At 45.9% G+C, this 26,274-nt stretch carries 24 protein-coding genes and 1 tRNA gene; 12 read left to right on the top strand and 13 right to left on the bottom strand.

Translation table 11 applies throughout. From position 1 onward, the window contains the following. Positions 1 to 19: 19 nt before the first annotated feature. The 4 genes from NJR55_RS11250 to NJR55_RS11235 form a co-directional block, all read right to left on the bottom strand. Positions 20 to 1,642 carry a BCCT family transporter gene (locus NJR55_RS11250; protein ID WP_253620443.1) on the bottom strand — a complete coding sequence of 541 codons (1,623 nt, stop codon included), beginning with the start codon at positions 1,640 to 1,642 and terminating at the stop codon, positions 20 to 22. A gap of 292 nt (positions 1,643 to 1,934) precedes the next feature. Next, positions 1,935 to 2,543 (bottom strand): outer membrane protein, encoded by a 609-nt coding sequence (locus tag NJR55_RS11245; RefSeq protein WP_253620025.1) that lies wholly within the window; start codon positions 2,541 to 2,543, stop codon positions 1,935 to 1,937. 104 nt (positions 2,544 to 2,647) lie between these two features. Next, positions 2,648 to 3,817 carry a M14 family metallopeptidase gene (locus tag NJR55_RS11240; protein ID WP_253620024.1) on the bottom strand — a complete coding sequence of 390 codons (1,170 nt, stop codon included), beginning with the start codon at positions 3,815 to 3,817 and terminating at the stop codon, positions 2,648 to 2,650. An 8-nt stretch (positions 3,818 to 3,825) separates the two neighbouring features. Next, the gene (locus NJR55_RS11235) at positions 3,826 to 6,642 is read right to left on the bottom strand and encodes a TonB-dependent receptor domain-containing protein (protein ID WP_253620023.1); all 2,817 of its coding nucleotides are present in this window, start codon (positions 6,640 to 6,642) and stop codon (positions 3,826 to 3,828) included. A 233-nt stretch (positions 6,643 to 6,875) separates the two neighbouring features. On the opposite strand from NJR55_RS11235, the gene katG reads away from it, so the two are divergent. Further along, entirely contained in the window at positions 6,876 to 9,131 is a 2,256-nt protein-coding gene (katG, locus tag NJR55_RS11230) for a catalase/peroxidase HPI (RefSeq protein WP_253620022.1), read from the top strand. Positions 9,132 to 9,228: 97 nt separating this feature from the next. On the opposite strand, the gene dbpA is transcribed toward katG, so the two are convergent. Continuing rightward, positions 9,229 to 10,653 (bottom strand): ATP-dependent RNA helicase DbpA, encoded by a 1,425-nt coding sequence (dbpA, locus tag NJR55_RS11225; protein WP_253620021.1) that lies wholly within the window; start codon positions 10,651 to 10,653, stop codon positions 9,229 to 9,231. 87 nt (positions 10,654 to 10,740) lie between these two features. Then, positions 10,741 to 11,613, bottom strand: a complete 873-nt coding sequence (locus NJR55_RS11220; RefSeq protein ID WP_253620020.1) for a DMT family transporter — start codon at positions 11,611 to 11,613, stop codon at positions 10,741 to 10,743. Between the two features lie 322 nt (positions 11,614 to 11,935). On the opposite strand from NJR55_RS11220, the gene NJR55_RS11215 reads away from it, so the two are divergent. Further along, on the top strand, positions 11,936 to 12,505 hold the full coding sequence (locus NJR55_RS11215; protein WP_253620019.1) for a porin family protein: 570 nt from the start codon (positions 11,936 to 11,938) through the stop codon (positions 12,503 to 12,505). Positions 12,506 to 12,761: 256 nt separating this feature from the next. Here NJR55_RS11215 and NJR55_RS11210 read toward each other — a convergent pair. Next, positions 12,762 to 12,838, bottom strand: a tRNA-Val gene (locus tag NJR55_RS11210). A gap of 195 nt (positions 12,839 to 13,033) precedes the next feature. On the opposite strand from NJR55_RS11210, the gene NJR55_RS11205 reads away from it, so the two are divergent. Further along, positions 13,034 to 13,297: a hypothetical protein gene (locus NJR55_RS11205; protein ID WP_253620018.1), complete on the top strand. Its 264-nt coding sequence runs from the start codon at positions 13,034 to 13,036 to the stop codon at positions 13,295 to 13,297. An 8-nt stretch (positions 13,298 to 13,305) separates the two neighbouring features. Here NJR55_RS11205 and NJR55_RS11200 read toward each other — a convergent pair whose 3' ends face one another. Next, on the bottom strand, positions 13,306 to 14,340 hold the full coding sequence (locus NJR55_RS11200) for a DUF3080 domain-containing protein (RefSeq protein WP_253620017.1): 1,035 nt from the start codon (positions 14,338 to 14,340) through the stop codon (positions 13,306 to 13,308). Positions 14,341 to 14,371: 31 nt separating this feature from the next. Here NJR55_RS11200 and NJR55_RS11195 point away from each other — a divergent pair, with 31 nt between their 5' ends. Beyond that, on the top strand, positions 14,372 to 14,980 hold the full coding sequence (locus tag NJR55_RS11195; RefSeq protein ID WP_253620016.1) for a riboflavin synthase subunit alpha: 609 nt from the start codon (positions 14,372 to 14,374) through the stop codon (positions 14,978 to 14,980). Here the strand turns inward: NJR55_RS11195 and NJR55_RS11190 are convergent. Both NJR55_RS11190 and NJR55_RS11185 read right to left on the bottom strand, forming a co-directional pair. After that, positions 14,974 to 15,183, bottom strand: coding sequence for a CPXCG motif-containing cysteine-rich protein (locus NJR55_RS11190; protein WP_034821096.1), 210 nt, complete (start codon positions 15,181 to 15,183; stop codon positions 14,974 to 14,976). The two genes, NJR55_RS11195 and NJR55_RS11190, sit on opposite strands and share 7 nt — an antisense overlap. Before the next feature lie 33 nt (positions 15,184 to 15,216). Further along, complete coding sequence (locus tag NJR55_RS11185; RefSeq protein WP_253620015.1) at positions 15,217 to 16,110, bottom strand: DMT family transporter; 894 nt, start codon at positions 16,108 to 16,110, stop codon at positions 15,217 to 15,219. A gap of 166 nt (positions 16,111 to 16,276) precedes the next feature. On the opposite strand from NJR55_RS11185, the gene thrS reads away from it, so the two are divergent. The 7 genes from thrS (at position 16,277) to NJR55_RS11150 (ending at position 23,201) form a co-directional block, all read left to right on the top strand. Then, the gene (thrS, locus tag NJR55_RS11180) at positions 16,277 to 18,193 is read left to right on the top strand and encodes a threonine--tRNA ligase (RefSeq protein ID WP_253620014.1); all 1,917 of its coding nucleotides are present in this window, start codon (positions 16,277 to 16,279) and stop codon (positions 18,191 to 18,193) included. A 19-nt stretch (positions 18,194 to 18,212) separates the two neighbouring features. Next, a complete protein-coding gene (gene infC / locus NJR55_RS11175) occupies positions 18,213 to 18,758 on the top strand; it encodes a translation initiation factor IF-3 (RefSeq protein WP_126779471.1) in 546 nt (181 codons plus the stop codon). A 73-nt stretch (positions 18,759 to 18,831) separates the two neighbouring features. Continuing rightward, positions 18,832 to 19,029 (top strand): 50S ribosomal protein L35, encoded by a 198-nt coding sequence (gene rpmI, locus NJR55_RS11170; protein WP_054487561.1) that lies wholly within the window; start codon positions 18,832 to 18,834, stop codon positions 19,027 to 19,029. Positions 19,030 to 19,042: 13 nt separating this feature from the next. Next, positions 19,043 to 19,396 carry a 50S ribosomal protein L20 gene (rplT, locus tag NJR55_RS11165; protein WP_011234642.1) on the top strand — a complete coding sequence of 118 codons (354 nt, stop codon included), beginning with the start codon at positions 19,043 to 19,045 and terminating at the stop codon, positions 19,394 to 19,396. 123 nt (positions 19,397 to 19,519) lie between these two features. Further along, the gene (gene pheS, locus NJR55_RS11160) at positions 19,520 to 20,500 is read left to right on the top strand and encodes a phenylalanine--tRNA ligase subunit alpha (RefSeq protein WP_253620013.1); all 981 of its coding nucleotides are present in this window, start codon (positions 19,520 to 19,522) and stop codon (positions 20,498 to 20,500) included. A gap of 13 nt (positions 20,501 to 20,513) precedes the next feature. Next, on the top strand, positions 20,514 to 22,901 hold the full coding sequence (gene pheT / locus NJR55_RS11155) for a phenylalanine--tRNA ligase subunit beta (protein WP_253620012.1): 2,388 nt from the start codon (positions 20,514 to 20,516) through the stop codon (positions 22,899 to 22,901). Positions 22,902 to 22,904: 3 nt separating this feature from the next. Beyond that, positions 22,905 to 23,201 carry an integration host factor subunit alpha gene (locus NJR55_RS11150; protein ID WP_253620011.1) on the top strand — a complete coding sequence of 99 codons (297 nt, stop codon included), beginning with the start codon at positions 22,905 to 22,907 and terminating at the stop codon, positions 23,199 to 23,201. Between the two features lie 37 nt (positions 23,202 to 23,238). Here NJR55_RS11150 and NJR55_RS11145 read toward each other — a convergent pair whose 3' ends face one another. The 3 genes from NJR55_RS11145 to NJR55_RS11135 all read right to left on the bottom strand — a co-directional run bounded on the left by NJR55_RS11145 (position 23,239) and on the right by NJR55_RS11135 (position 25,193). Continuing rightward, positions 23,239 to 23,916, bottom strand: a complete 678-nt coding sequence (locus NJR55_RS11145) for a ChrR family anti-sigma-E factor (protein WP_253620010.1) — start codon at positions 23,914 to 23,916, stop codon at positions 23,239 to 23,241. Continuing rightward, positions 23,906 to 24,526, bottom strand: coding sequence for a sigma-70 family RNA polymerase sigma factor (locus NJR55_RS11140; protein ID WP_253620009.1), 621 nt, complete (start codon positions 24,524 to 24,526; stop codon positions 23,906 to 23,908). Before NJR55_RS11140 ends, NJR55_RS11145 begins: the two co-directional genes overlap by 11 nt. Before the next feature lie 88 nt (positions 24,527 to 24,614). Continuing rightward, positions 24,615 to 25,193 (bottom strand): LON peptidase substrate-binding domain-containing protein, encoded by a 579-nt coding sequence (locus tag NJR55_RS11135; RefSeq protein ID WP_034821075.1) that lies wholly within the window; start codon positions 25,191 to 25,193, stop codon positions 24,615 to 24,617. A 145-nt stretch (positions 25,194 to 25,338) separates the two neighbouring features. On the opposite strand from NJR55_RS11135, the gene NJR55_RS11130 reads away from it, so the two are divergent. Continuing rightward, positions 25,339 to 26,274 (top strand): YbgA family protein, encoded by a 936-nt coding sequence (locus tag NJR55_RS11130; protein WP_253620008.1) that lies wholly within the window; start codon positions 25,339 to 25,341, stop codon positions 26,272 to 26,274.

Raw genomic sequence — 26,274 nt, 5'->3', positions numbered from 1 at the left:
AAGGAGCTTTCGCTAATAGCTACTTAGCAGGTTTACCAACTCTTGGCTCGGAACGCAATCCCTGAACGACTGCAAAACAGGAAGCCAATAAAACAATGGTAAACGGTAAGCCTAAAGATAAGGACATTGCCTGCAGGGCAACGAGACCACCGCCAAGTATCAGCGCAATTGCGACTAACCCTTCAAACGTACACCAGAATATACGCTGAGGTACCGGTGCTTCAACTTTACCGCCAGCGCTTATGGTATCGATAACCAGCGAGCCTGAATCAGACGAGGTAATGAAAAATACCATAACCAGAATAATACCCACAAACGAGGTTACTTCTGTCCAGGGCAAGCCTCCCAGCATAATAAACAGTTTGAGTGAAAGCTTTTCACTGGCTATTTGCTCGGCTCCCGCAACGAATTGCTCTATTGCAGCGGTACCGAATACTGTCATCCAGAATACGCAGGCCAGAGAAGGTATCAATAGTACCGAAATTAAGAATTCACGTACGGTACGGCCTCGTGAAACGCGGGCAATAAACATACCTACAAAAGGTGACCATGCAATCCACCATGCCCAGTAAAACGATGTCCAACCTTGAGAGTAACCCAGGTCTTCTCGTCCAACCGGATTTGATAGGGCAGGAAGGTTAACAATGTAATTGTAAAGGTTTTCCGCAAAACCGGTGAAAATAGCTAGCGTCGGGCCGACAATAATGACAAACAGCATAAGAATAGCAGCCAGTGACATATTCACTTGCGATAGTCGCTGTACACCCTTTTCCAGACCGGCAAGAACTGAAATTAATGCGATAGCGGTTATTCCTATAACCAGCAGAACATCGGTGGTATTACCTTCAGCCCAGCCGAATAGAAAGTTTAGTCCTGCTGCCGCCTGAGAAGCACCCAGTCCAAGTGATGTTGCAAGACCGAATAAGGTTGCCAGTATTGCGATAATATCAATGATATGTCCTGGCCAACCCCATACGCGCTCGCCCAGAATTGGGTAAAAAATAGAGCGTATTGTTAAGGGTAAGCCTTTGTTGAAAGAAAATAAGGCTAAACCTAAAGCGAGAACGGCGTAAATAGCCCAAGGGTGCAGAGCCCAGTGGAAAATGGTTGCAGCCATGCCTAATTTTATTGCCGCAGCCTGGTCACCACCTGCGCCGCCAAGAGGTGCTGAGTCGGTACGAATACCTTCTGCGTTAAACTCAGTTCCACCAAATGCAGCACTAAAATGAGTAATCGGCTCAGATACACCGTAAAACATGAGTCCAATACCCATACCTGCGGCGAACAACATTGAGAACCAGCCTAAATAGGAAAAGTCAGGGCTTGCTTCAGTGCCGCCTAAACGAACGTTACCTAGCGGTGAAAAGATTAAGAACAAGCACAGAAGCACAAAAATATTGGCTGCGCCAATAAAGAACCAGTCAAGGTTTGCTGTTAACCAGTTCTTAGTTGCGGTGAAGACGGGTTCCGCCTGATTTTGAAACATCAAAGTAATAACCACAAAGGCGACAATCGCAAGTCCGGAGATAGCGAATACGCGGTTATGGAAATCCAGACCAAAAGGTCCTACTTTCATAACAACGTTATCTTGTCCTACTTGATAATCCGTGTCTATTGGGTTGACTTCACCGTCAGGAATCATTGGGTCGTCGGCTTTGCGCTCGCGCTCGAGATCTTTGTCCCCGCGGAGCACTTCCTCTTCTTTTTTATTCATTTGCTCTCCCCTGTATAAAAATAGGTACTCTTACGCTTTGAATTTAAGCGTTTATTCTAAATTTACTAATAGAGTATAGAGAGCTACGAAGGTTTCTTAAAGTTAGATCGGTTTTTTGCAGTAAAAATAATGAATTAGAGAAATTAAAAATGTTGGAGTGGTGTGCTGGCGTGTCGTTATAGAAGGTGACACGCCAGCGTTTAAGCATTTAGGCCGAGAGTTAGAAGCTGTACCGGACTGTTGCGGCGACAGTATCGACATCCTGATCGATTTCATCCAAATCGTAGAGTTTATAACCAACACCAAGAGAGAGGTTACTGGTTAAGTGAAAGAAAGCTGAAGCGTCATAACGAATACCGTTTTCGTCATCAATATCCAGATAATCAGCTTTTACTGATAGTTCAAAGAAGTCGGTGATCATTGAACGAATGCCAGCGCCGGCTCCGTATCCTGATTCATCGAAAGACTCTGAACCAAGGTCGTCTACTGAGCCAACAAGTTCAAGCTTTTCATAAGTAACTGTAGCGAAAACGTCGGTTGACTCTGTGATAGCGTGATTAAAGCCGATACCTGCGTTAAGTGAATCTAAATCAACGTCACCGAAATCCGATTCGTCACCAACGGAGTCGAAATTGGCCAACACAAAAATTGAGTCACTTAATGAAAGCGAGCCTGCTACAGCATAACCATCCATTGTAATATCTTCGTCGATAGGAGTTTCAATATCGGTTTCTATGTAGGACGCCTGAATTTTATCCCAGTTAGGAGAGTCTGCAAAGGCGCTAGTTGAAGTTCCAATCAATGCAATTGCAATTAATGTTTTCTTCATAATTCTTCCTTAGTTGAGAGTAGCTAATCAGAAGTAACCAAGCGGTTATCTCTATTTAAAGCTAGCTACACCTGGGTCAGGCAGCAATGTCCTTTACGAAACCTTTAATCTAAGCGGTTTATTAAAGATATTAATGCGGCTTCGGCAACCCGCTTTATATTATTTCGGTCTTCGCTGTCACTAACCTCATAAGTTACTGCGTGTGCAGCAAACTCATCAGCTATAAATTGCTTGAAAACGCCACTTTCAGGATGATCTCCTGACTGATAATCCAGCTCCACTGAATCAACCATTTCAGCAATTTCTTCAATCCAGTCGTAAACTCGACGCGGGTTTCTTAATGGTACTCCACTGGGCGACTCATAGTCTTTTGGCATGGTGTAAAAAACGTTGCGATGGGTGGAGTGGAAATCAATTGCAAATTCAATTTGCCCGCCGTTTTCAACAAGCTTTTTCAGGTAATTAGTGAGAGCTTGAGTCTCAGGTAAGGTTTGATTCTTCCAATCCCGATTCATATCTATCCCTGCTGCTGTTAAGCGCCAATTGCCGTGATAGACTCCATCTGGATTCATGTTGGGTACCAGTAAAATATTGTATTTTTGGCGAAATTTAACCACGTAAGGTTCATCACTAAACAGCAACTCACCAAAATGCAGTAGTGCTAACGCACCAGTCACTTCGGGAGGGTGTTGTCTGCCAATTAATATTATCCATTTATTGCTGGATTCAACTCTATGTTCCAGCGCCGCCAGGTTGCGTCCTTCACTGGAGACGCCGAGAGAAATAACTTCAGTTTGTTGTGGTTCTTTAATAAGACTACTGAGCCACTCAATATAATGAACGTTATCAATAATCTCCTGTCCGGCAATATACTCTTTGGTCTGACCCGAAAGGGTTAACTCAAACTGAAGTGTGCCGTCTCCCTCTGAAAACGGAATAGGATGCCAAATATCGTCACCCTCGCTACGTTTGGGTTTATATCGAGAGACTCCCTCGCTGGCTACCAAAGTGATAGCGACCGTTTGGCTTGTTTCGGTCTTATTTTTTACCGCAAAAGCATACCAGGGGCTGGGGTTAATTTTCTCCCGTTCAGGCTCAAGAAAGAGCCTGTATTTATTATCACCTGTTTTCTCGCAGTGGTTCAGGCGTCCAACAGCAAAATTAATCGTGAACTCGATTTGCTCAAAAGAGCAGTCTTTCGGTTCTTTATCTGCTTCCTCAGGGTGCTGAAACGCTAACTGACCTAATAACGCAACATTGACTAATGTCAGCATTTATAATCCTAAAATGCCCAGGACAAGGTTGCGTATGTATAACGCCCACGGTTTGAGTGGACATCGGAAAAGTAACCGAAGCTTTCGTCCGCAATGGGCGGTTTTTTATTGGCCAGGTTGCGAGCGCCTATTCGCAGACTTAAGCCGTCGAGGGCCTCCTGGCTAAAGTGGTAATCAAGATAGATATCGGTTGTGACCCAGCTGTCAATTGGCATCATTTCTCCATCAGACGTTGTTACGCTAGTTTCGTAAAAGTCATCAACATAGTTGACCCGGATACCGGCGCCCCAGTTCCCGAGATCCCAGTCCAGACGAGCAAACGAACGCCATTTAGGGTTCCCGTCGATTTGTCGTAAATCACCTGCGCCAACCACCGGAATGTCAATAGGGACAGCAGGGTTACCACTTTCCTGAGCTTCCAGAACAATGGCACTTATAGGGTCCGGAGTTTGCATAAATTTACGCAAGTGAGCTGCGTTGATCGAAAAGTTGAATAAACCAAAGGCTTCACTGTTAACTTCATAATTAATACTGATATCGGTGCCGGAAATTTCACGAACTTCGAGGTTGTCGTACTGATTATTTACATAAACAACTTCCAGGTCATCGTTACGTATAACGGCTGGGTTTGAGCTGCCTTGTGAACGCAGTAGAGAATCGTAGAGTAAATGAGTCTGGCTGTTTAAGATTCCGACCACGTTTTCTTGCTCAATCCTCCAGCGATCGACTGTTATGAGGAAGTTTTGGAACGGAGTAATGGCAAAACCGAAGTTATAAATCTCGTCATCTTCTGGTGTGAGTTTACTATTGCCTCCTCGAATTTCAGTTATGCTGTAACGGTCATTGATAACGGGATCCGTTCGTGAGTTGGTTCGCGAAACGCTTTCCTCAACCACCTGAGGCAAGTTGGGGGCGCGAAAACCGCCGGAGTACGATGCTCTTAATTGCAGCCAGTCAACCGGTAGCCAGCTAAGAGCTACTTTAGGCTTAGTTACGCTACCGACATCGTTGAATCTTTCGTAACGAAGCGCCAGTTGCATATCAATGGTTTCGTGCAGCGGTACCAAGAGCTCAGTATAAGCGGAAAAAACGTTACGACTGCCTTCTGAATCCGGTGTAAAGCTGCTTCCCAGAACATCGGAGTTAGTCATGAGTTCGCCAGTGACTTGATCGTAGAAAGGGGTCGAACCGTCCAGCAAATAATGTCGGTCATCGGCGTAGGCTTCGTAACGATACTCAACTCCTGCAGCAATACCAATGTCGCCTGCGTACCAGTTTGTCAATGCCGGGTTGGATAATTTGAAGTCCCATTGCGCTAGTTCGCTAGTACTGTCCCGGGTTATGTCTTCAGTCAGCCCGGCTATAACCGCGGCTGAGTTATAGACTGACGTGCCGTTGTTCACGTTATCCGGATTACCGCCAATAAATGGATTATAGGCTTCTTCTATATTGGTTGAGTTAATCGCCTCTTGCAGCGCACTCACGCGGATGCGGTTATAACCCGTATCCAGTGTGTCGGCTCTGGAATAGAGTAGGGCGGATTCCCATTCCCACTGTTTTGAGTAGCCTTTTATGCCGCCCAGTAAACGGTAACTGGAATCCTCCACCTCGATTCGTCTGGGACCGACATCCATTGGACGTATGTTGCGCAGCGTTACGGTTTCACCAAATGGGTTATAGGCGGCATCTTCACTAATGGTAAAACGTTGCGCGGTAAGGTTGGCATTTTGTTCGCGCCGCCGCTTGGATATTGCTTCGTAATATAATGCCTCGCCAAAAAGTTCCAGGTTTGGGGCAAGAGAGTGGGTGTAATAGGCAAATAAGTTTACCCGGTCTACCGCTGAAGTCATGCTCTGATCCTTGGCTGAGTCATAACGCATATCTCTGGGAATGGAACCTTCAGCAGCACAGACTCCATCAGACAAAGTTTGAAAGCAATCGCCCATAGATTCCGGGCGAATATGGAAACGGCCAATATTTTCACCATCGTATATGGCCCAGGGGCTGGACAGCGAACGGTTGTCTAATTGAGTGTCGCCAACAAAAGCTTCTGGTATTCGGTCGTTAAAACGCCGGTCTTCACTGGCGGAGTATGAGCGTTCGCTTGCGCCTATTTCGTCCCTGGTGTAATACGCAAACGAGAGACTTAAATGGCTTTTGTTGTCGTTGAAAAACACCCCGGTTGAACCACTGGCTAAGTACTGCTGCATAGAGGTTCCTTCAGCGTTGCCTGCGCTCAGGTTTAGCTGGGTTTGTGTCACTTCTTTTTTTAGAACATAGTTCACCACACCAGCAACGGCGTCGGTTCCATAAAGTGCTGAAGCGCCATCACGAAGTACTTCAAGCCGTCTTAAGCCGGTTACCGGAAGCGTGTTTGAGTTTACCGTAGTAACAGGAACAAAGTTCTCGGTCTGGGTTCCCGGGTGAAGAACCAAGCGACGGCCGTTGAGCAGAGTTAATGTATTACCTGTGCCGATACCTCGTAAGTTAATGGAAGCGACATCGCCACGAGCGTCATTAACGCCACCAATAGACCGCTCGTTGTTAAAACTGATATCGCCCACCTGAGGAATAGAGCGAAGCAGTTCATCTCCGGTTACGGCGCCTGTATTAATGATGTCATCTGAATCGAGGATAGTTACCGGGAGTCGACCGGCAGCTTGCGCCCCCCGAATATTACTGCCTACAACAGTAATTTTTTCCATTGCCTCTTCATCATCTTCACCGCGTTCCTGTTGCATAACTAGAGCCTGGGTTGGCAAAGCAAATGAACTTATGGCAGCACAAGTACAGAGCGCTAAATAACTTCTTTTGTGTTTATTCATGAGAAAACCTACACCGTGTTAACAATCAACTTAGTTATAGGTATATACGCAGCTCTTATTTTTTGCCTCAATTTTTAAACATTCTTAACATATTAACAGCTGTATTTTTTGGTCAAGACTGACTATCCGATTATGCCAATCTGTTTTCCTCATCTATCTGAGCCCCCTAAAACACGGCGTTTGTTTTATATTACTGAGGCACTTATTGTGTCTAACGAAAAGGGTAATTAATCATGTTTAAGAAAACAGTACCTTTACTTTCTGCTGTAGCGATTGCGATATCGTTTTCAGCCGGAACTGGTGTTGCAAGTGCTCAGGAAAACTCATCTTATGAGGTGAATTCTCCAGAGCCTAAGTCGAACGATTTCTGGTGGCCAAATAAGCTCAATTTAGAGCCATTGCGTCAACATAATCCTGAATCAGACCCTTATGGCGACGATTTTGATTATGCCGAAGCCTTCAGTCAGCTTGACCTTGAGCAGGTTAAAAAAGACATTGAAGAGCTGATGACCTCTGATCAGGACTGGTGGCCAGCCGACTACGGTCATTATGGCCCATTCTTTATTCGTATGGCCTGGCATGGCGCAGGAACCTACCGGGTCCAAGACGGGCGTGGCGGTGCAGCTGGCGCTCAACAACGTTTTGAACCACTAAATAGCTGGCCGGATAACGTCAGTTTAGATAAAGCACGTCGCTTGTTGTGGCCGGTTAAGCAGAAGTACGGAAGAGATATCTCATGGGCTGACTTAATGGTGTTAACCGGTAACGTTGCGCTTGAGTCTATGGGTTTTGAAACCTTTGGTTTTGCCGGTGGCCGTGAAGATGCCTGGGAACCTGATATTGTTTATTGGGGCCCTGAAAAAGAATGGTTAAAGGGTGACGAGCGTTACTCTGGCGATCGTGAACTTGAAAACCCTCTGGCCGCTGTTCAGATGGGTCTGATTTACGTTAACCCCGAAGGACCTAACGGCAAGCCTGATCCGTTACTGGCCGCGAAAGACATCCGTGACACCTTTGGCCGCATGGCGATGAACGACGAAGAAACGGTTGCTCTTATTGCCGGTGGACACACTTTTGGTAAAGCACATGGTGCGCACAAGCCTGAAGAGTGTTTAGGCGCGGAACCAGCTGCTGCTGGTGTTGAAGAGCAAGGCCTTGGCTGGAAAAACAAATGTGGTAAAGGTAACGCTGAAGACACCATCACAAGTGGTCTGGAAGGTGCTTGGTCAGTGAACCCTACAGCTTGGACAACTCAGTACCTGGATAACCTGTTTGGTTTTGAATGGGAACAAACGAAGAGTCCAGCTGGCGCTATTCAGTGGATACCTGTTGATGGACAAGCCTCTAACTTGGTTCCTGATGCTCACGTTGAAGGTAAGCGTCACGCGCCTATTATGTTTACGACGGATCTTTCGCTGAAGGAAGACCCTGAGTATCGCAAAATTGCGAAGCGTTTCCACGAAGACCCGAAAGAGTTTGAACTGGCTTTTGCAAAAGCCTGGTTCAAGCTGACGCACCGCGATATGGGTCCTAAGCAGCGTTACCTTGGTGACATGGCACCGGAAGAAGACTTGATTTGGCAAGACCCGATTCCGGAAGTTGATTTTGAGTTGATTAACGACAATGACGTTGAACAACTTAAGGCCGCTATTCTGGATTCAGGCCTTAGCGTGCCTCAGTTAGTTCGTACCGCCTGGGCTTCTGCATCAAGTTTCCGTGGTACCGACATGCGTGGTGGTGCTAACGGAGCTCGTATCGCACTAGAGCCGCAAATTAACTGGGATGCAAATAATCCTGCAGAGCTTAAAAAGGTGCTGGATACGTTGAAAGACGTTCAGGAAGGCTTTAATGACGAGCTGTCTGGCGACAAGTACGTGTCTTTGGCGGATGTTATTGTTTTAGGCGGCGCTGCGGCTATTGAGAAAGCGGCGAAAGATGCCGGTTACGATGTGACGGTGCCTTTTGAGCCGGGTCGTACCGATGCCTCTCAGGAAATGACGGACGTTAACTCGTTCTCGTTCCTTGAACCTAAAGCTGATGCATTCCGCAACTACTATGCTGAAGGCAATCGTGTTTCACCAGCTCAACATATGGTAGATAAAGCTGACCAGCTAACCTTAACGGTACCGGAAATGACGGTATTAGTGGGTGGCTTACGTTCGCTGGACGCTAACTATAACGACAGTGATCATGGTGTTTTCACAGACCAGCCGGGCACGTTGAATAATGACTTTTTCGTTAACCTGCTAAGCATGGATAACGAATGGAAAAAGTCACCGGACAACGAAGCGATATACGAAGGCTTTGATCGTAAAACCGGTGAGAAGAAATATACCGCGACAACGGTTGATCTGATTTTCGGTTCAAACTCTGAATTGCGTGCCGTTGCAGAAGTGTATGCAATGAGTGATGCAGACGAGAAGTTCGTTAATGACTTTGTTCAGGCATGGACGAAAGTCATGCAGTTAGACCGCTTTGATCTGAAATAATATCTAAGCGTGTGAGCGGTGGTATTCTCTTCATAAAAAAGAGAGTATCACCGCTTTTTACATTGTCATTTAAGAGAGCAGGCTGAGGCACCGCGAATTAAAGTACTTTCGCCCGAAACTTCTTACCTTTTATTTTATTATTATTGATAAGCCCTAAAGCGTGCTTAGCCAAACGGGAGTTTACGGCAACAAAACCAAAGGTACTTTCCAGCTTTATTTTTCCAATGTCGTCAGCACTTAAAACGTTATCCTTCGTTAGCGCGCCAACAATGTCACCCGGTCTCAACTTGTCCTTTTTCCCACCACTGACTTGTATGGTGGACATATTAGCTTTCAACGGTGTGTTGTTAGACAGCGCTGGCGCAGGCTGTACATGAATAGGTTCCGCAAAAGTATCCTCAAGCAAGCGCATTTTATAATCGTCTTTTTCGGCAATTAGGGTTATTGCGACGCCTTTTTTACCTGCGCGGCCAGTACGACCTATGCGGTGTGTATGAGTGTCTAAATCATGAGCCATATTAACGCTAATCACTAAATCAAGTTCGGCGATATCTAAGCCGCGGGAGGCTACGTCGGTCGCAACAAGCACCCGGGCACTGCCATTACTAAACTGTATAATTGCCTGATCGCGATCTTTTTGCTCAAGCTCACCATGCAGAGCCAACACGCTGAACTTATTGGCCCGAAGTGTATTAAAAATGTCTTTTACTTCGTTTTTAGTGTTGCAGAAAACCAGGCAGTTTTCGGGTTGATGATCGCCCAGTAAATTCATTACCAGCTGTGCGCTGTCTTCATTATTCATGGCATAAAAGAGCTGTTCGATTTGTGGCTTTGCCTGCTCTTGAATGGCCTCAATATTTCTTGCTTTAGTTGTCACCTGTTCTGCTAACGCGGCGATATTTTTAGGGTAGGTGGCACTGAATAATAATGTCTGTCGTGTTTTTGGAATGTGCTTAACGATAGCACTCAGGCTGTCCTGAAACCCCATTTCTAACATTCGGTCGGCTTCATCAAGAACCAGAGTCGTCAACATGGACAAATCGACATTGCGTTGCTCAAGATGATCAAGTACCCGCCCTGGCGTACCAACCAATACATGAGCGCCATGCTCAAGCGAGTTGGTCTGAATACGCGATGGTTCGCCACCGCACAAGGTCAGTATTTTTATATTAAGCATTGATTTAGCCAGCTTACGAACCTCGTCAGCAACCTGATGAGCGAGTTCACGAGTAGGGCACAATACCAACGCCTGTGGCGAAAAGCTTTTTGCCTCCAGCTTTGCCAACAAAGTCAGCGCAAAAGCGGTGGTTTTTCCAGATCCGGTATCTGCGCGAACAACGGCGTCGGTGTTATTTAAAATGACCGGCAAGCTTAAGGACTGCACCGGTGTCATTTGTTGGTAACCAATTTCATCAAGCCGTGTCAGTAACGCCGACGGCAGGTTCAGTTGATTAAAATGAAGGAGTTCAGGTGAATTCTCAGGAGTGTTATCCGAGATATTTTCAGGCGTATTTATAGGCATTAAAGGGGGCCACTTTCTGTGTCAGGTTTCTGTGGTTATTGTAACAGGGTTCTGGACAAATATGCTGAGGTAATCTGAGCAAAAGCTTCACTGTTTGCTGGAATAAACGCCCAGAGCAGTTACCGTAGCCAGTATTATCAGCATTCCGAGTACCTGCGTGTAAGCCAGCACCTCACCTAAAATAATGACGCCGAATAGTGCTGCCGTAACGGGCTCTATTGTCGCCACTATAGAGGCCAGCGCTGGCAATGTTCTTCTCAGCCCAATAATATAAAGAATAAAGGATGCACCGCCACCCAGTACTCCGAGAATAGCAAAGAGCGGCCAGTCCACGGAGTTGACGACTCTGCCTGCTTCCTCAATATCGATTAAGGTGCCCAGAACCACTGTCAGGGTAGAAAACGCGATTGCAAGAACGGCCTGAGGACTGCCTTGCCTGGCTGCGTATTTAAAACCAAAAATAAAAAGTGCCAATGACATACCCGAGAGAAGCCCGGCTATGACGCCTATATAAGTAATACCACCGCTGTCAATTTGATACACGCGGGTGAGTAATACGACACCAACCATTACCAGTAGTATTGCGGCACATTTGGTTAGTGTCGGACGTTCAATTTTAATGGCGAAAGAAATTAGGTAAACAAATATGGGCGCGCAATACATGAGTGTCGCTGCAACGGCAACGCTACTTTCAGAAATACTGAAGAAATAAAAAGCGAAATTTCCGGAGACTCCAAGCCCGGCGATGATAGACCACAACCATAACTTACCGTTAGTGAGCCCACTATTGCGAGGTCTTAAAATCAACCACATCAGCACAAATATAAGCCCGACAGCACCCCGGCAAAAAGATACTAGAACGGCATTCCAATCGTCGTTGATGAGAATGCCGGCTATTCCACCGGACAGTCCCCAGAAAAGCGCCGCTGACGCCACCAGTATGATGCCTGAATTCGTCATGCTTCGGTCAACTTCTGTTGAAATGCTGAATGAGCCTAAAGTATTCAATTTAGAAGACCGGAAGGAGATTTTCAAATGGTGCCAGGTATTGAACTGCCTCACACACTTATTCGAGATTCAGGGGGAGTTGTGTCTGTATGCTTCTCTACTTTTTGTCGTAGTAACCTGCCGTTAATCATATGATAATCAACTAAAAAACAACAAAAAATATAAGTTTATTTCGTTATTATTACATACATTGCTTCGCTGAATGAAGCAGTGCTGCCTGGCAGCTTGGAAGTAGTATGTGCGGGACACGCACGACATAACGGAGTATTAAAGAATGAAAAAAGCAGTATTAGCTACACTTATCGGCGCCGCGTTATTCAGTGGTGCAACTTTAGCAGCAGACCAGGGTTCTGACTTTGATCGCGTAGAAGCGCGTTTTATCGACTATGGCGATGATGTCGATGGTTTTGGCCTTGATGGTCGTGTCATGCTGAGTGAATCTATCTATTTCACTGCAGATTACGCTCACACTAGCGTAAGCAGTCTGGATATGGATGAAGTTTTGGCTGGTGTTGGTTACAAACACGAGTTTAGCGAAAAATTCACTGGCTTTGCTGATGTGAACCTTGCTTACATGGATGTTGATTTTGACGTGAATGGCCAGTCATATGGCGATGACGATACTGGCTACGCAGTGCAAATTGGTGGTGTTTATCGTTTAACCCCAGCAGTTGAGTTCTCAGGTCTGGTACGTCACATCGATATTGATGATGATGACCAACAATTTGAATTGGCTGCTCGTTGGTACATCAATAGCCAATTCAGCTTAAGTGCAACTTACGCTGATAGCTTTGATAGTGATAACCGCGATGGCTACTTCCTTGGCGCTGCTTGGCACTTCTAAGCAATCCAGTTAAGCCCGCCGCCTGTTGTTATAGACGGGCGGCAATTTACTTTAAAAGCTTTCCTTACCTTCTTAAAGCCCGCGCTAGTAAACTTCAATAAATGTTTCATCTCCATTAAGAAAACCATCAAACAGAACCCGTCCAGGCTTTAACCGTTGTGCTTCCATCAAATTCAAAGTAAATGAATAAAACTTGGGGGTATTTCAATTAACCGAGTAAAGCTATTTTTCTATGGGGTAAACCGGATACTTAGAATGGTGCGTCCGAGTAGACTCGAACTACCGACCTCTGCCATGTCAAGGCAGCGCTCTAACCAACTGAGCTACGGACGCACTTTATGGGGAATGTCGTTAACGACGGGCGGTATATTAGTGATTTGCGCTCACAGGTGCAAGCGATTTTTTACTAAATGCATTTGTTTGTCGAAATTCTATTCAGCTTTGAATGGCTATGCTTACTTTCTTAAGAGGGCCTTTGCTAAAATGTTCACTATACTCAGTTTTTACTGACGAAAAAGAGGTGGTTAAATGTTTACTTTTTTACGAGTAATACGTGCCGTTGCAGGGCTTCTTTTTTTGGCGACTATCGTCGGCATTATTGCACAGCTTGCTTTTAATATATTACATGTCGATATTTTGATGCGCTCATCCGTCATTGTCGTTATGGCGGGGGCTTTACACGCTGCGTTCTGGCTTTGGGTCTTTATTGGTTTACGGTACGTTATCAATGAAATTCACCAAACAGAGCAAGGTAAGCCACACCCAGGCCTAACTAAATACTGGCATCTGTAAGCTAGATGCTAATCGAGCCCTGGTGTAAAGTCACAGGCGCTGTAGAACTTTTGCCATGGGCGCACAAAATACACTGACGCATCGGTGAGTTTTTTACTAAGCGAGCCGAGCTCTGCAATATAAGCTTTTAGCTCCGGTTGAGGGGCTATACCTTTCAGGTTATCCAGAATCATCAGTAAGCGCTGATGTTGTTCAATCATTTCTGCTATATCGCCTTGCATTTCTTCGAGATAGATGATGTTAAAAGCTTCTTTTAGTGCTACTGCGTCATCTGGCACTTTTCCATTTTGACAATAAGCTGACTCGGGGATTTCAGGCAGCAGTTCGGTCATTTTCTCCAGTTTATAAGAGTAATCCAACATAGTACGGAACAAGTCAGGAAGGTAGTCACTGCGCTCTAAACGACCGAGCATTTTTATTAGCTCATCCGGGTCATCCGCTTCTTTTGTGTAGTTCCAGCGTTCTAATATGCGGGTAAAGCGCTCCAGCGCATTTACAGCGTAGTTGTACTCTGTCACATGTATTTTGGGTAAAGAGTTATTGCCTACAGACAGAGCTTTTCTCAACCCTTCTTCTTGGGCAAAGGCATTCGCCAGGCTGTTTTGCAGTTGCGATTTCTTGTGCGCCAAGGCTTCTTTCAATTTGTCTTTAACATCGGCTGACTCAGGGTGCTCAATGCATTCTTTCAGCGCCTGAATCATGGTCAGGTCAGCATGGTAGCGACTAAATCCATCTTTTAGCCTTCCCAGTGCGCTATTGTTTTCAGCAATCAGCTGGCCTAATTGACAATGATTAAGCCGGAGGCTTTCCAGTAACCCCATGCTTGTTCGTTCAATATTTCGGGTTAGTGCGCGCTTGGCCGGATACTGGATTTGAGGTTTAGGGGCTTCTATTGAGTTATCGGGGAGCTTGAGTGTACTTTGGATACGGTTATGCAGTTCATCTGCGTATTCCGTTAGACCCTGGTCATCTGAACAGGCGGATAACCCTAAAGCGACGAACGCATAGCCAAAAGAGCGGAAAATCAGTACACTTCGCTTCATTGTATTATTCCTTGCAACAAGGTTCTTATCGATGTTTACCGGTATTGTTCAAACCCAAGCTACGATATTTTCAGTCTCTGACCAAGGATCTTTTCGACACCTGGTTGTTAAAACTGAGCCCCAATTTCTACAAAACCTGGCTATTGGTGCAAGTATTGCGATAAATGGTTGCTGTTTAACGGTGGTCGAATTTAGCGATACTCAAGCGCACTTTGACGTTATTGATGAAACCCTGAGGCTAACGAATTTGGGTTTGTTAGGTGAGGGCGACAAGGTTAATCTCGAACGGTCGCTTAAAGTGGGCGATGAAATTGGCGGGCATGCAGTTTCAGGTCATATTCACTGCCAGGGCAAAGTGACTAAAATTGATACCTCTGAGAATAATGTTGCTATGTGGATAGAACTACCAGAGCAATACGCCCCATATTTGTTTGCCAAAGGCTTTATTGCTGTTAACGGTGCCAGCTTGACGGTAGGCCAGGTAGAAGATAATTGTTTTAGTCTGCATTTAATTCCTGAAACCTTGCGCTTGACCAATTTAGAATCAACGCAGGTGGGCGACAGTTTGAATATTGAGCTTGATCAGCAAACCATCACTATTGTTGAAACGGTTGAGCGTGTACTGGCTAAACGTCAGTAAAACTGCTCATCGTTCCCGTCGACCTTCACTCGCGCCTGCTGATTGGCCTCATCAACTTGTAACTGAACATGAATGAGGTCACCGCAGGCAGCACATTCTTCCTGATAATCCTGATTTCCCTCCGATGCATCAATATCTAAAAAGGTATTGTGCCCACAGTGCGGGCATTTCACCGGCACACTTTGTAAGTTTTCTTCGTTCATAATTCACTCATCCCTATAAAGTCCTGCTTGTAACTATAGAAATAAAATACTGATTCCGCCCAATGAGATTAAGGCTCCGGTTATAGAACGCGGGGTAATTCGTTGTTTTTTCAGTAAAGAAATCGGTATTAAAAAGAGTGGTGCGGTGGAGAGCAAAGTCTGGGTAAGACCCGGGTTGATATTGGCGATAGAAATTTGCTGTAACCAAATAGCCAGGAACGTACCGAATACAATGGCGCCGAGTAACGGCAATGGGTTGATAGAACGAACTTGTTTTATGATTGCGCTGTACGCGCCGCGTTTTGAAAGTCCGACAATTATGGCGAGTAAAAAAGAGCCGGCGGCAAGACGCACAAATGCCGCATCTATAGCGTTTACGCTGGATTGCATTAGCACTGCAAAAGCCATGACTAAACCGGTGGCCTGGCAGAGTGCTGCGCCGCAGCCGAAGAATATACCTGATAGGGAAAGCGCAGGCTGTTTGTCTGGGGCTTTTTCAGTAACGACCCACAGAACACCGCTTAAGGTTATGACTGCACCGGTAATTTCAATGGTGGATAAACCGTCATTTAAAAACACCCAGGCCATGAACGCAGCCAGTGGTGGTGCCATATACTCCAGCAACATAGCATGCCAGGGGCCTAAACGCCGCAGCGCGGCAAAATGACAACTGTCGCCAATGGTTATACCTATAATGCCGCTTAGGGCGAGTAACCACAGGCCTGAGCTTAGCTCTAACGAGTTGCCCAGCAACAAACTCATAGTTAAAAGCAGGGGAGTGGCAACAACGCCTTTAACTAAGTTCATTTGTAAGGGCAAGAAGTGGCTACCGGCGCGATGGTACAACACGGTGGCGACCGCCCAGAAGCCAGCGGCTAATAAAGCGGCAAGTTGTCCGGTTAATTCTCCGGTAATGTCTGATGTCAAAACAGGCTCGGCGGTTGCTCAAATGTAAGCGGTCGATTATAGTAGCGTCTCGCGTTCGATGGTACCGAACGCAAAAATTTCGTAGGTTTTTTCTATAAAGCAGATAAAACCAAAATAGAGCACGTGGCACTTGGTAGGTGTCACCACTGGTTGGAAAGGAAGTTTCATGCCTGTAATTACTCTCCCTGACGGAAGTCAACGCGAATTCGATAAACCTGTAAGCATTATGGAAGTTGCCGCCGATATCGGTGCCGGCCTTGCGAAAGCAACAGTTGCTGGCCGTATTGACGGTGAACTGGTTGATGCCTGTGAACTCATTGAACATGACGCTCGCATTGAAATTGTGACACCAAAAGATGACGACGGCGTACACATTATTCGTCACTCTTGTGCTCATTTAATGGGGCACGCGGTGAAGCAGATGTGGCCAGACGCAAAAATGGCAATAGGCCCGGTCATCGACAACGGTTTTTACTACGACATCGATGTTGACCATACCTTTACTCAGGAAGATCTGGAGAAGATTGAAAAGCGGATGAAAGAACTGGCTAAAACGGAATATGCCGTTATAAAGAAAAAAGCCAGCTGGAAAGAAGCCCGTGAAACTTTCGTAGAACGCCATGAACCTTATAAAATAGAAATCCTGGACGAAGACATCCCAACCGATGCCACCCCGGGGCTCTATCACCACGAAGAATATATCGACATGTGTCGTGGTCCGCACGTACCGAACATGAAATTTTGTCAGCATTTTAAAATCATGAAAATGGCCGGTGCCTACTGGCGTGGTGATTCTGATAACAAAATGCTACAGCGTATATACGGTACGGCCTGGGCAGATAAGAAACAGTTAAAAGCCTATTTACAGCGTTTAGAAGAAGCGGAAAAGCGTGACCACCGTAAAATTGCTAAAGCCCAGGATTTATTCCACTGGCAGGAAGAAGCGCCGGGCATGGTGTTCTGGCACCATAATGGCTGGACCATTTTCCGTGAGTTAGAAACTTACATTCGCGAAAAAATGCGCGAATACGAGTATCAGGAAGTTAAAGGTCCAATGATGATGGACCGGGTGCTGTGGGAGAAATCAGGTCACTGGGAGAAATTCTCAGAACTGATGTTCACTACGTCATCGGAAAACCGGGAATACGCCGTTAAGCCGATGAACTGCCCGGGCCATGTTCAAATCTTTAATCAGGGCTTAAAGTCATACCGCGATTTGCCGTTACGCATGGCGGAATTTGGAAGTTGTCACCGTAATGAACCTTCAGGTGCTTTGCATGGTCTGATGCGTGTTCGTGGTTTCACACAAGATGATGCGCACATTTTCTGTACCGAACAGCAGGTTCAGGAAGAAGTCGCTGGTTGCATCAAAATGGTGTACGAAACCTACAAAACCTTTGGTTTTGAGAACATCGATGTGAAACTTTCAACTCGCCCTGAAAAGCGTTTAGGCGACGATGCGACATGGGATCGCTCGGAGACTGCTCTAGCTCAGGCTTTGAAAAATAATGACATTGATTTTTCTTATTTACCGGGTGAAGGTGCCTTCTATGGCCCGAAAATAGAATTTACTTTGTTCGATTGTCTGGGCAGAGCGTGGCAATGTGGTACAATACAGCTCGATTTTGCGTTGCCAGGACGTTTAGGTGCCACATACGTGGGTGAAGATAACGAGCGACACACGCCAGTTATGATTCACCGTGCTATTTTAGGGTCACTTGAACGCTTCATGGGTATTCTCATTGAAGAGTACGCAGGGCACTTCCCGTTGTGGTTGTCGCCAACGCAAGTTGTGTTAATGAATATCACGGATAATCAAAGCGATTATGTACGAAAAGTTGTCAAAACCCTGAACGAAAAGGGAATTCGTGCATCAGCCGACTTGAGAAATGAGAAGATAGGCTTTAAAATCCGTGAACACACATTAAAACGTGTTCCATATTTACTGGTTGTCGGCGATAAAGAAGTCGAAGCTGGTGAGGTTGCGGTACGTACACGTGGTGGTGAAGACTTGGGCAAATTCCCGTTAGAAGACTTCATTACTCGTGTAGAGGACGAAGTCCGTACTCGCAAAATTGATTAATTGTTTGGAGGAATAAACCATTAAAGGCGGAAAAAGAACTCAGAAAGCTGCAGATAAAAACCGTATCAACGAACAGATTACAGGCGTTGATGAAGTTCGCTTAATCGGAACCGATGGTGAACAAGCTGGTGTCGTCAGTATTAACGAGGCTCTTGATGCAGCAGCGGAAGCTGGTGTTGATTTGGTGGAGATGAGCCCTAACGCAGAACCACCAGTCTGCCGCTTGATGGATTACGGCAAGTTCCTCTTTGAAAAGAGTAAAGAACAGAAAGAGCAGAAGAAAAAACAGAAACAGATTCAGGTTAAGGAAGTTAAGTTCCGACCTGGTACTGATGAGGGCGACTACCAGGTAAAACTGCGCAACCTGCGTCGTTTCCTCGAGGGAGGTGACAAAACCAAAGTCACTATCCGTTTCCGTGGCCGGGAAATGGCACACCAAGAGTTGGGTATTGAATTGCTAAACCGTGTTAAAGACGATTTAGAAGAAATCTCAATTGTTGAGTCGTTCCCAAGACGTGCCGAAGGGCGCCAGATGATTATGGTCTTGGCACCCAACAAGAAGTGATCGTGGTTTACAAGTAGTCTGATTGTCAGGCTCACCCTTTCACACTTTTATCAACAATGCGGAGTTTAATTTCATGCCAAAAATGAAATCGAACAAAGGCGCTTCCAAGCGCTTTAAGAAGACTGCTTCTGGTGGTTTTAAGTGCAAGCAATCTCACTTGCGTCACATTCTGACTAAGAAGAGCCCTAAGCGTAAGCGTCAGCTTCGCGCGAAGAACATGGTCCATGAGGCCGACGTTCAATTAGTCGCTCGCATGTTACCGTACGCATAAGGGGAGATAGCAAATGGCACGAGTAAAACGTGGTGTAATCGCGAGAGCGCGTCACAAAAAAGTCCTGAAGCAGGCGAAAGGTTATTATGGTGCCCGTAGTCGCGTTTATCGCGTAGCGGTCCAGGCAGTAACTAAAGCAGGTCAATACGCATACCGTGACCGTCGCAACAAGAAACGTCAATTCCGTCAATTATGGATTGTTCGTATCAATGCTGCGGCTCGTCAAAACGGTCTGTCTTACAGCCGCTTTATCAATGGTCTGAAAAAAGCATCTATTGAAATCGATCGTAAAATCCTAGCCGATATCGCTGTTCATGATCAAAACGGTTTTGCCGCTTTGGTTGAGAAAGCAAAAGGCGCACTGTAATTATTCAAAACCTTTAGGGGTTCGAATAAACAGATTTAGAAGGGAGCCAATTGGCTCCCTTTTTCATTGAAAATTCGCTATCATAGCGCCTTTATTATTTATCTTGTGTTGTTGAGGGATACGATGCAGCTAGAGCAAATTGTTGAGCAGGCTGAATCGGCCATTGCGGCCGCAGATTCACCGACTGCGTTAGACGAAGTCCGCGTCGAGTATATGGGCAAAAAAGGGCAGCTGACCGAGCTTTTAAAAGGCCTGGGTAAGTTAGACCCGTCTGAACGCCGGGAAGCCGGACAAAAGATTAATGAAGCCAAGCAACAAGTGCAGACCAGTATCAATGCTCGTAAAGAGTTATTGAAAGCTGCTGAGTTAGCGCAAAAGCTGGAAGCGGAGCGTATAGACGTTACCTTACCCGGGCGGCATTCCTCGGTAGGAGGTGTGCATCCGGTAACTCAGACCATTCGCCGTATTGAGCAGTTTTTCGGTGATTTAGGCTTTAGCGTAAAAGAAGGCCCGGAGGTCGAAGACGGCTTTCATAACTTTGATGCGTTGAATATTCCGGCGAATCATCCGGCACGAGCCGACCATGATACGTTTTATTTTACCCCCTCAACAATGCTGCGTACGCAAACTTCTGGTGTGCAAATTCGTACCATGGAAAATGAAAAACCGCCACTGCGGATCATTTCTCCAGGCAGGGTTTATCGTAACGACTACGACCAGACCCACACACCGATGTTTCATCAGGTAGAAGGGTTAATGGTTGATACCGATGTTAGCTTCACGCAGTTGAAAGGCATTTTAGAAGACTTTCTGAACCACTTTTTCGAAGAGTCACTGACTGTGCGTTTCAGACCTTCTTACTTCCCGTTTACAGAACCTTCAGCTGAAGTTGATGTCATGGGTAAAGACGGTAAATGGTTAGAAGTTTTAGGTTGCGGCATGGTGCATCCAAACGTTTTGAAAGCGGTGGGCATTGATTCGGAAAAATACACCGGTTTTGCGTTTGGTATGGGCGTTGAGCGTCTTACCATGCTGCGCTATGGCGTGAATGATTTACGTGCGTTCTTCGAGAACGATCTGCGTTTCCTCAAACAATTTAACTAACGGGCAGTAAGCAATGAAATTCAGTGAACAATGGTTAAGGGAATGGGTTAACCCCGACATCAGCAGTCATGAATTGAGTGAACAGCTCAGCATGGCTGGTCTTGAAGTAGATGCTGTTGAGCCGGTTGCCGATGAATTCCATACTGTCGTCGTTGGTGAAGTGATTGAGTGCGGCCCTCATCCAGACGCAGATAAACTACAAGTGACCAAAGTTGATGTTGGCGACGGTGAGCCGGTTGATATTGTTTGTGGCGCGTCTAACTGCCGTCTGGGTATTAAAGTTGCGGTAGCTAAAGTTGGTGCGGTACTACCAGGTGATTTCAAAATTAAGAAAGCGAAGCTTCGCGGGCAACCGTCTAATGGCATGCTGTGCTCGTTCAAAGAGCTGGGTCTTATTGATGAGCACGACGGTATTATTGAACTACCGGCAGATGCTCCGGTAGGCGAAGATTACCGTAAATACTTGCAACTTGATGACAACAGCATTGATATCGACTTAACACCTAACCGTGGCGACTGCCTGAGTATTCGCGGTATCGCCCGTGAAGTGGGTGTGTTGAATCGTATGGATGTTAAAGTGCCAGAGAGCAACAAAGTAGCGGCCAGTATTGAAGATACGCTAAGCATTACTTTGTCTGCTGCTGAGCAGTGTCCGCGTTATTTAGGCCGCGTTATTAAAAGTGTCGATTTAACTCGCCCAACGCCGGTATGGATGACAGAAAAATTAAGACGCAGCGGTATTCGTAGCATTGACCCGGTAGTTGATGTCACTAACTACGTGTTGCTTGAACTGGGTCACCCCATGCATGCATTTGACCTCGATTCACTTGAAGGGAACATTGATGTTCGCTTAGCCAAGCCTAAAGAAAAACTTACTTTGCTTGATGAGCAAGAAGTTGAGCTGGACGACGATACTCTGGTTATTGCTGATGAGAAAAAAGCACTAGCCATGGCGGGTGTCTACGGTGGTAAAAACAGTGGTGTAACAGAAAACAGCAAAAATATTTTTCTGGAAAGCGCATTCTTCGCACCCGATGCCATCTTAGGGAAAGCACGCCGTTACGGTCTACATACAGATGCGTCACATCGTTATGAGCGCGGCGTAGACCCTCAGTTGCAACGTACGGCAATGGAAAGAGCGACAGAATTATTGTTGGCGATTTGCGGTGGTGAAGCAGGACCGGTAACCGAAGCGGTTGCAGAAGCATTCTTACCTAAGCGTGATGGTATTACGTTAAGAGCCAGCCGGTTGGCTAAAGTACTGGGTGTCAGCATTGCTAATGACAATGTCACTGAAATTCTTGAGCGTTTAGGCTTCAATGTTTCATTTGACGGTGAACAGTGGCAGGTGGGCATTCCGTCATACCGTTTTGATTTGAGTATTGAAGAAGACTTAATTGAAGAAGTAGCCCGAGTTTACGGTTATAACTCAATTCAGGCAGCTCCGCCGGCAGCGCAACTGCGCATGACTGAGCGTAAAGAAAGCCAGCTTAGCGCCCATCAATTGATGGATGCTATGGTCAGCCGTGGTTATCAGGAAGCGATAACCTACAGCTTTGTTGATCCAAAACATCAGGCACTGATGTTTGATGAGACCGCAGCGCTGACTTTGCCACACCCAATTTCGGTTGATATGTCTTCTATGCGAGTGAGCCTATGGCCGGGATTAGTCGGCGCGGTTGCTCATAATCAGAAGCGTCAGCAGTCTGTGTTGGCTTTCGTAGAAACGGGTTTACGCTTTATTCCAGACGAGTCAGCTGAAAACGGTGTTCGTCAGGAAGCGGTTATTAGTGGCATACGTTCTGGTAAAGCGCACTCAGAGCACTGGTCGGAAGGTGACCGCGCGGTTGATTTTTATGACGTAAAAGGTGATGTTGAAGCTTTGTTGGCTCAAACAGGCAATGCTGCAGCGTTTCGTTTTGTTGCATCGCAAAATCCAGCACTGCACCCAGGCCAATCAGCAGCAATTTACCGCGGCTCTGAAAAAGTCGGTGATATCGGCGCTCTGCACCCTAAGTTTGACAAGGCTTTAGGGCTTAACCAGCGCACCTTTGTGTTTGAACTGGCGTTATCAGCCGTGACTGAGCGACCTTTACCGCAAGCTAAGCCGGTATCTCGTTATCCTTCTATTCGTCGAGACCTTGCGGTTGTGGTTGATAAAGACCTTGCGGCGGGTGAGCTGATCGCTGCGATGGAAAATGTTGGCGTAAAACAGTTAGTTGACCTAAACTTGTTTGACGTTTACATCGGTGATGGTGTGGCAGAAGGTAAACAAAGCCTGGCTCTATCCGTTACTCTGCAAGACAGCGACAAAACTTTGGAAGAAGCGGAAGTCACTGAGCTTATGACTAAATTTATTGAGACATTAAAGAGTGAGTTTAATGCAACATTGAGGGATTAAACTATGGCGCTGACCAAAGCAGAACTGGCAGAAGTGCTGTTCGACAAATACGGTGTTAGTAAACAAGATGCCAAAGTGTTAGTTGAAGATTTTTTTGAAGAAATCAGAGTTGCTTTGGAAAAAGGGGAGCAGGTGAAGTTGTCAGGTTTTGGCAATTTTGAACTGCGAACTAAAAATCAGCGCCCTGGGCGCAACCCGAAAACGGGCGAGGAAATTCCAATTTCAGCGCGTCGGGTTGTCACCTTCAAACCTGGTCAGAAGTTTAAAAGTCGAGTTGAAAACGCAGAACCCGAGGATTAACCTCGGGTTCTTTTTTATTTGTACTTAGCGTTTGGAACTAACGAAAGAAGAGCTGGCTAAAGGGATTCAGTAACCGGCTGATACCAGAAGTAAAGTGTAAGGGCGCATCCAGCGTAGCCAGAGTTAAACAGTCTTCATCCTGAGTTTCCGGAGTATGGGTACGACTAGGGTCTAGCAAAATAAAATCGCCGTCCCGGTACTCGCTCTGCTCGTCATTAAAAACACCATCAATAACCAGCGTCGCTTCTTTTCCTTTGTGCGTATGCTCCGGGAGTTTTGCTCCTGGCGCCATGTAAATCAAGTTCGTCTGATTCCCATTGTCCAGAGTTAACGGTGCGCGCCAGAGTTTACCGACCAGTTTCGACCACTCCCCAATGCGATGACTGTTGTGAGCCAGGGTACGAGGCAGTGTAAAGCGACGACCTTCCAGAGACAGTATCTCATTTGGCTGGTGTGCTTGTTTATTACATGCAGAAGACGCGAAAATGGCTTCCAGCATTTGGTCACATTGAGACTTGCTCATTGTTGTACTGGCAACACTAACCAATGTATCCAAATTTTCTTCACACAGCTTCTGCTCAATTTCACACACGGTTTGACGACACGCTTTACACATATCGATGTGTGTGCCTACAACTAACGTCATTGCCGCGCTAAGATCGCCAGAGGCGTACTGATATAAAAGGCCTTCGCCTGGGTGTGATTTAATCATCATCGACTATCAACTCTTTCAATTTTTTTAATGCTAGACGAGTTCGGGACTTAATTGTCCCTAAAGGCACTCCCAGGGCGTCAGAGACTTCCTGCTGAGATTTACCTTCAATATAAATCTTCTCAATAACAACCCGTTGTGCATCGGGCAATTGAGCGTAATAGAAAGAAATTTCCTGCATCAGAACATCGTGATCCAATGCGTAACCGTCGTCGAGGCTATCGTTCTGCTCTGAAAGAATCGGCCAGAGTTCATCTGCACTAATATCATCTTTACGTTTTTTGTTCTTACGAAGCAAATCGAAGCGGATGTTACGAGCTATGGTAAATATCCAAGTGGAAGGAGAGCCACGGTCAGGCTTGAACAAGTGAGCTTTATGCCAGACGTTAGTCATGGTTTCCTGGACGAGATCCATAGCCGTTTGTTCATTTCCAAATTGTCTTGTAGCGTAAGACTGCAGTTTGGGTGCGAATAACCTAAAGAGTTCACTAAAGGCAGCGCGATTTCTATTTTCTGCAATCTTTGCCAGCAGTTCCGCTGCTTTCTCGGCAGCGTCTGTCTGGGTGGTAGCCATAGACCCCCGATTCGATGTTCTTTCTGACACCATTTGCATAATTAGACCTGCTTCTTTTCACACAATGTTCTAACTATTACGGGGTGTTGAGAAAATGGATCACCCAGATGGCAGAATGTTTACTCAATTAACGAATTAAGTCTAACAGATATTCTTTTGCTTTTAGACAACTTTCGCATCTTATCAGCTCTTGTTTTGTATAGACGTCCAGAGGCAGTATTTCAAGCCACCTTGAACAAACCCAATCAAGTTTCTCGTAGCCGAGATCAGGTAACAACTCGGAAAGTTCCGGGTAGGTCTCGAAAGCTTCCTGTAATCGAGTTTTGAGTTTATCGGCTGCGTTATCCAGAGAAAGTTCAGGCCAGTTTTCGAGGTACTCTATTTTCCCAAACCTTAATTTATCGCTTTCAGACCAATGCTCGTCAATGCGAACCCGACTTTTTCCTTCAACGGTTATACCGAGTAAACCATCATCTCTTGGCTCAAAATCAATAATCTTTACGGTGGTGGCGTAAGGAAGAAGGTAATCGCTTGATGTCGTTGCATGTTCGTTGTTAAACATGGCCACCACAAACTCACTGTCATTTTGCAGACACTCTTTTACCAGCCTGGTGTAGCGGGGCTCGAACACCTTCAATTTCATGCGTCCGCCCGGCATTATATGCGACGTAAGCGGAAATAGCGGTAACTGCTGATACTGCTGCATATAACCTCATTTGGCTAGTAGTTTGAACAATTAAGAAACATTACGTTGAGGCGGGTCTGGTTGGATCTTTTTTATCGAATAAATGCCAAACTATTTTTAGCAATATACCGTACATTATTGTCAGTGAAATTCAACAGGGGTTAAAATGACAAAATTAAAAGTGGGTATTAGTTCCTGTTTAATGGGCGATGAGGTCAGGTTTGACGGAGGACACAAGAAATCCGCATTCTGCGTTGATGAATTAAATCGACACATTGAACTGGTGCGCTTTTGCCCTGAAGTAGGTATTGGAATGCCGGTGCCAAGACCGACTATTCGGCTTGAGCAACATGACGATGTACAGGCGGTAGTGCCCAAAACCGGTGAAAATGTTACGTCACAGCTAGCAGCCTTTGCCGATAAGGTTCAGGTGAAAATAGAACAGTTAAGCGGCTACATTCTATGTGCGAAATCTCCTAGCTGCGGTATGGAGCGGGTCAAGTTATATGATCCGGAAACCGGGCATGCACAAAAAGCAGGAATGGGAATTTTTGCCGCGCGTCTAAAAGAAAAGAATCCCGCTTTGCCTTTGGAAGAAGATGGTCGGCTCAATGACCCGCATTTACGTGAAAACTTTGTTATGCGGGTTTATGTGTTTAGTCAATGGAAAGAAATGACACAGAAACTTTCCAAACATCAGCTTTTGCAGTTTCACCAGCGCTGCAAGCTACTTTTGTTAGCCCATAATCAGCAGCGTTACCGCGAGTTGGGTAAACGTCTGGGGGAACAGGAAAGCATCGACAGTGCCTTTGCAGAGCAATATATCATTGATGTGATGGATGCTTTATCAAAACCGGCCTCCCGCAAGAACCACACCAATGTGCTCCAACATATTCAGGGGTATTTTAAAGCGGATCTTGCTCATGAAAGACGAGAAGAGCTGAGCGATATCATTCTGCAGTATCACGATGGCATTCTCCCTCTGATGTCTCCTCTAACGTTAATACGGCATTATTTGCGCGAGTTTCCAAAAGAGTACTTAGAAGGGCAATGGTATCTGACTCCGTATCCCGATGATTTAAAATTACGTTATGGGCTGTAG

Source organism: Idiomarina rhizosphaerae (genome assembly GCF_024159085.1).
In the GTDB taxonomy this organism is placed as follows: domain Bacteria; phylum Pseudomonadota; class Gammaproteobacteria; order Enterobacterales; family Alteromonadaceae; genus Idiomarina; species Idiomarina rhizosphaerae.
This window is presented reverse-complemented; position numbering and strand designations above follow the sequence as displayed.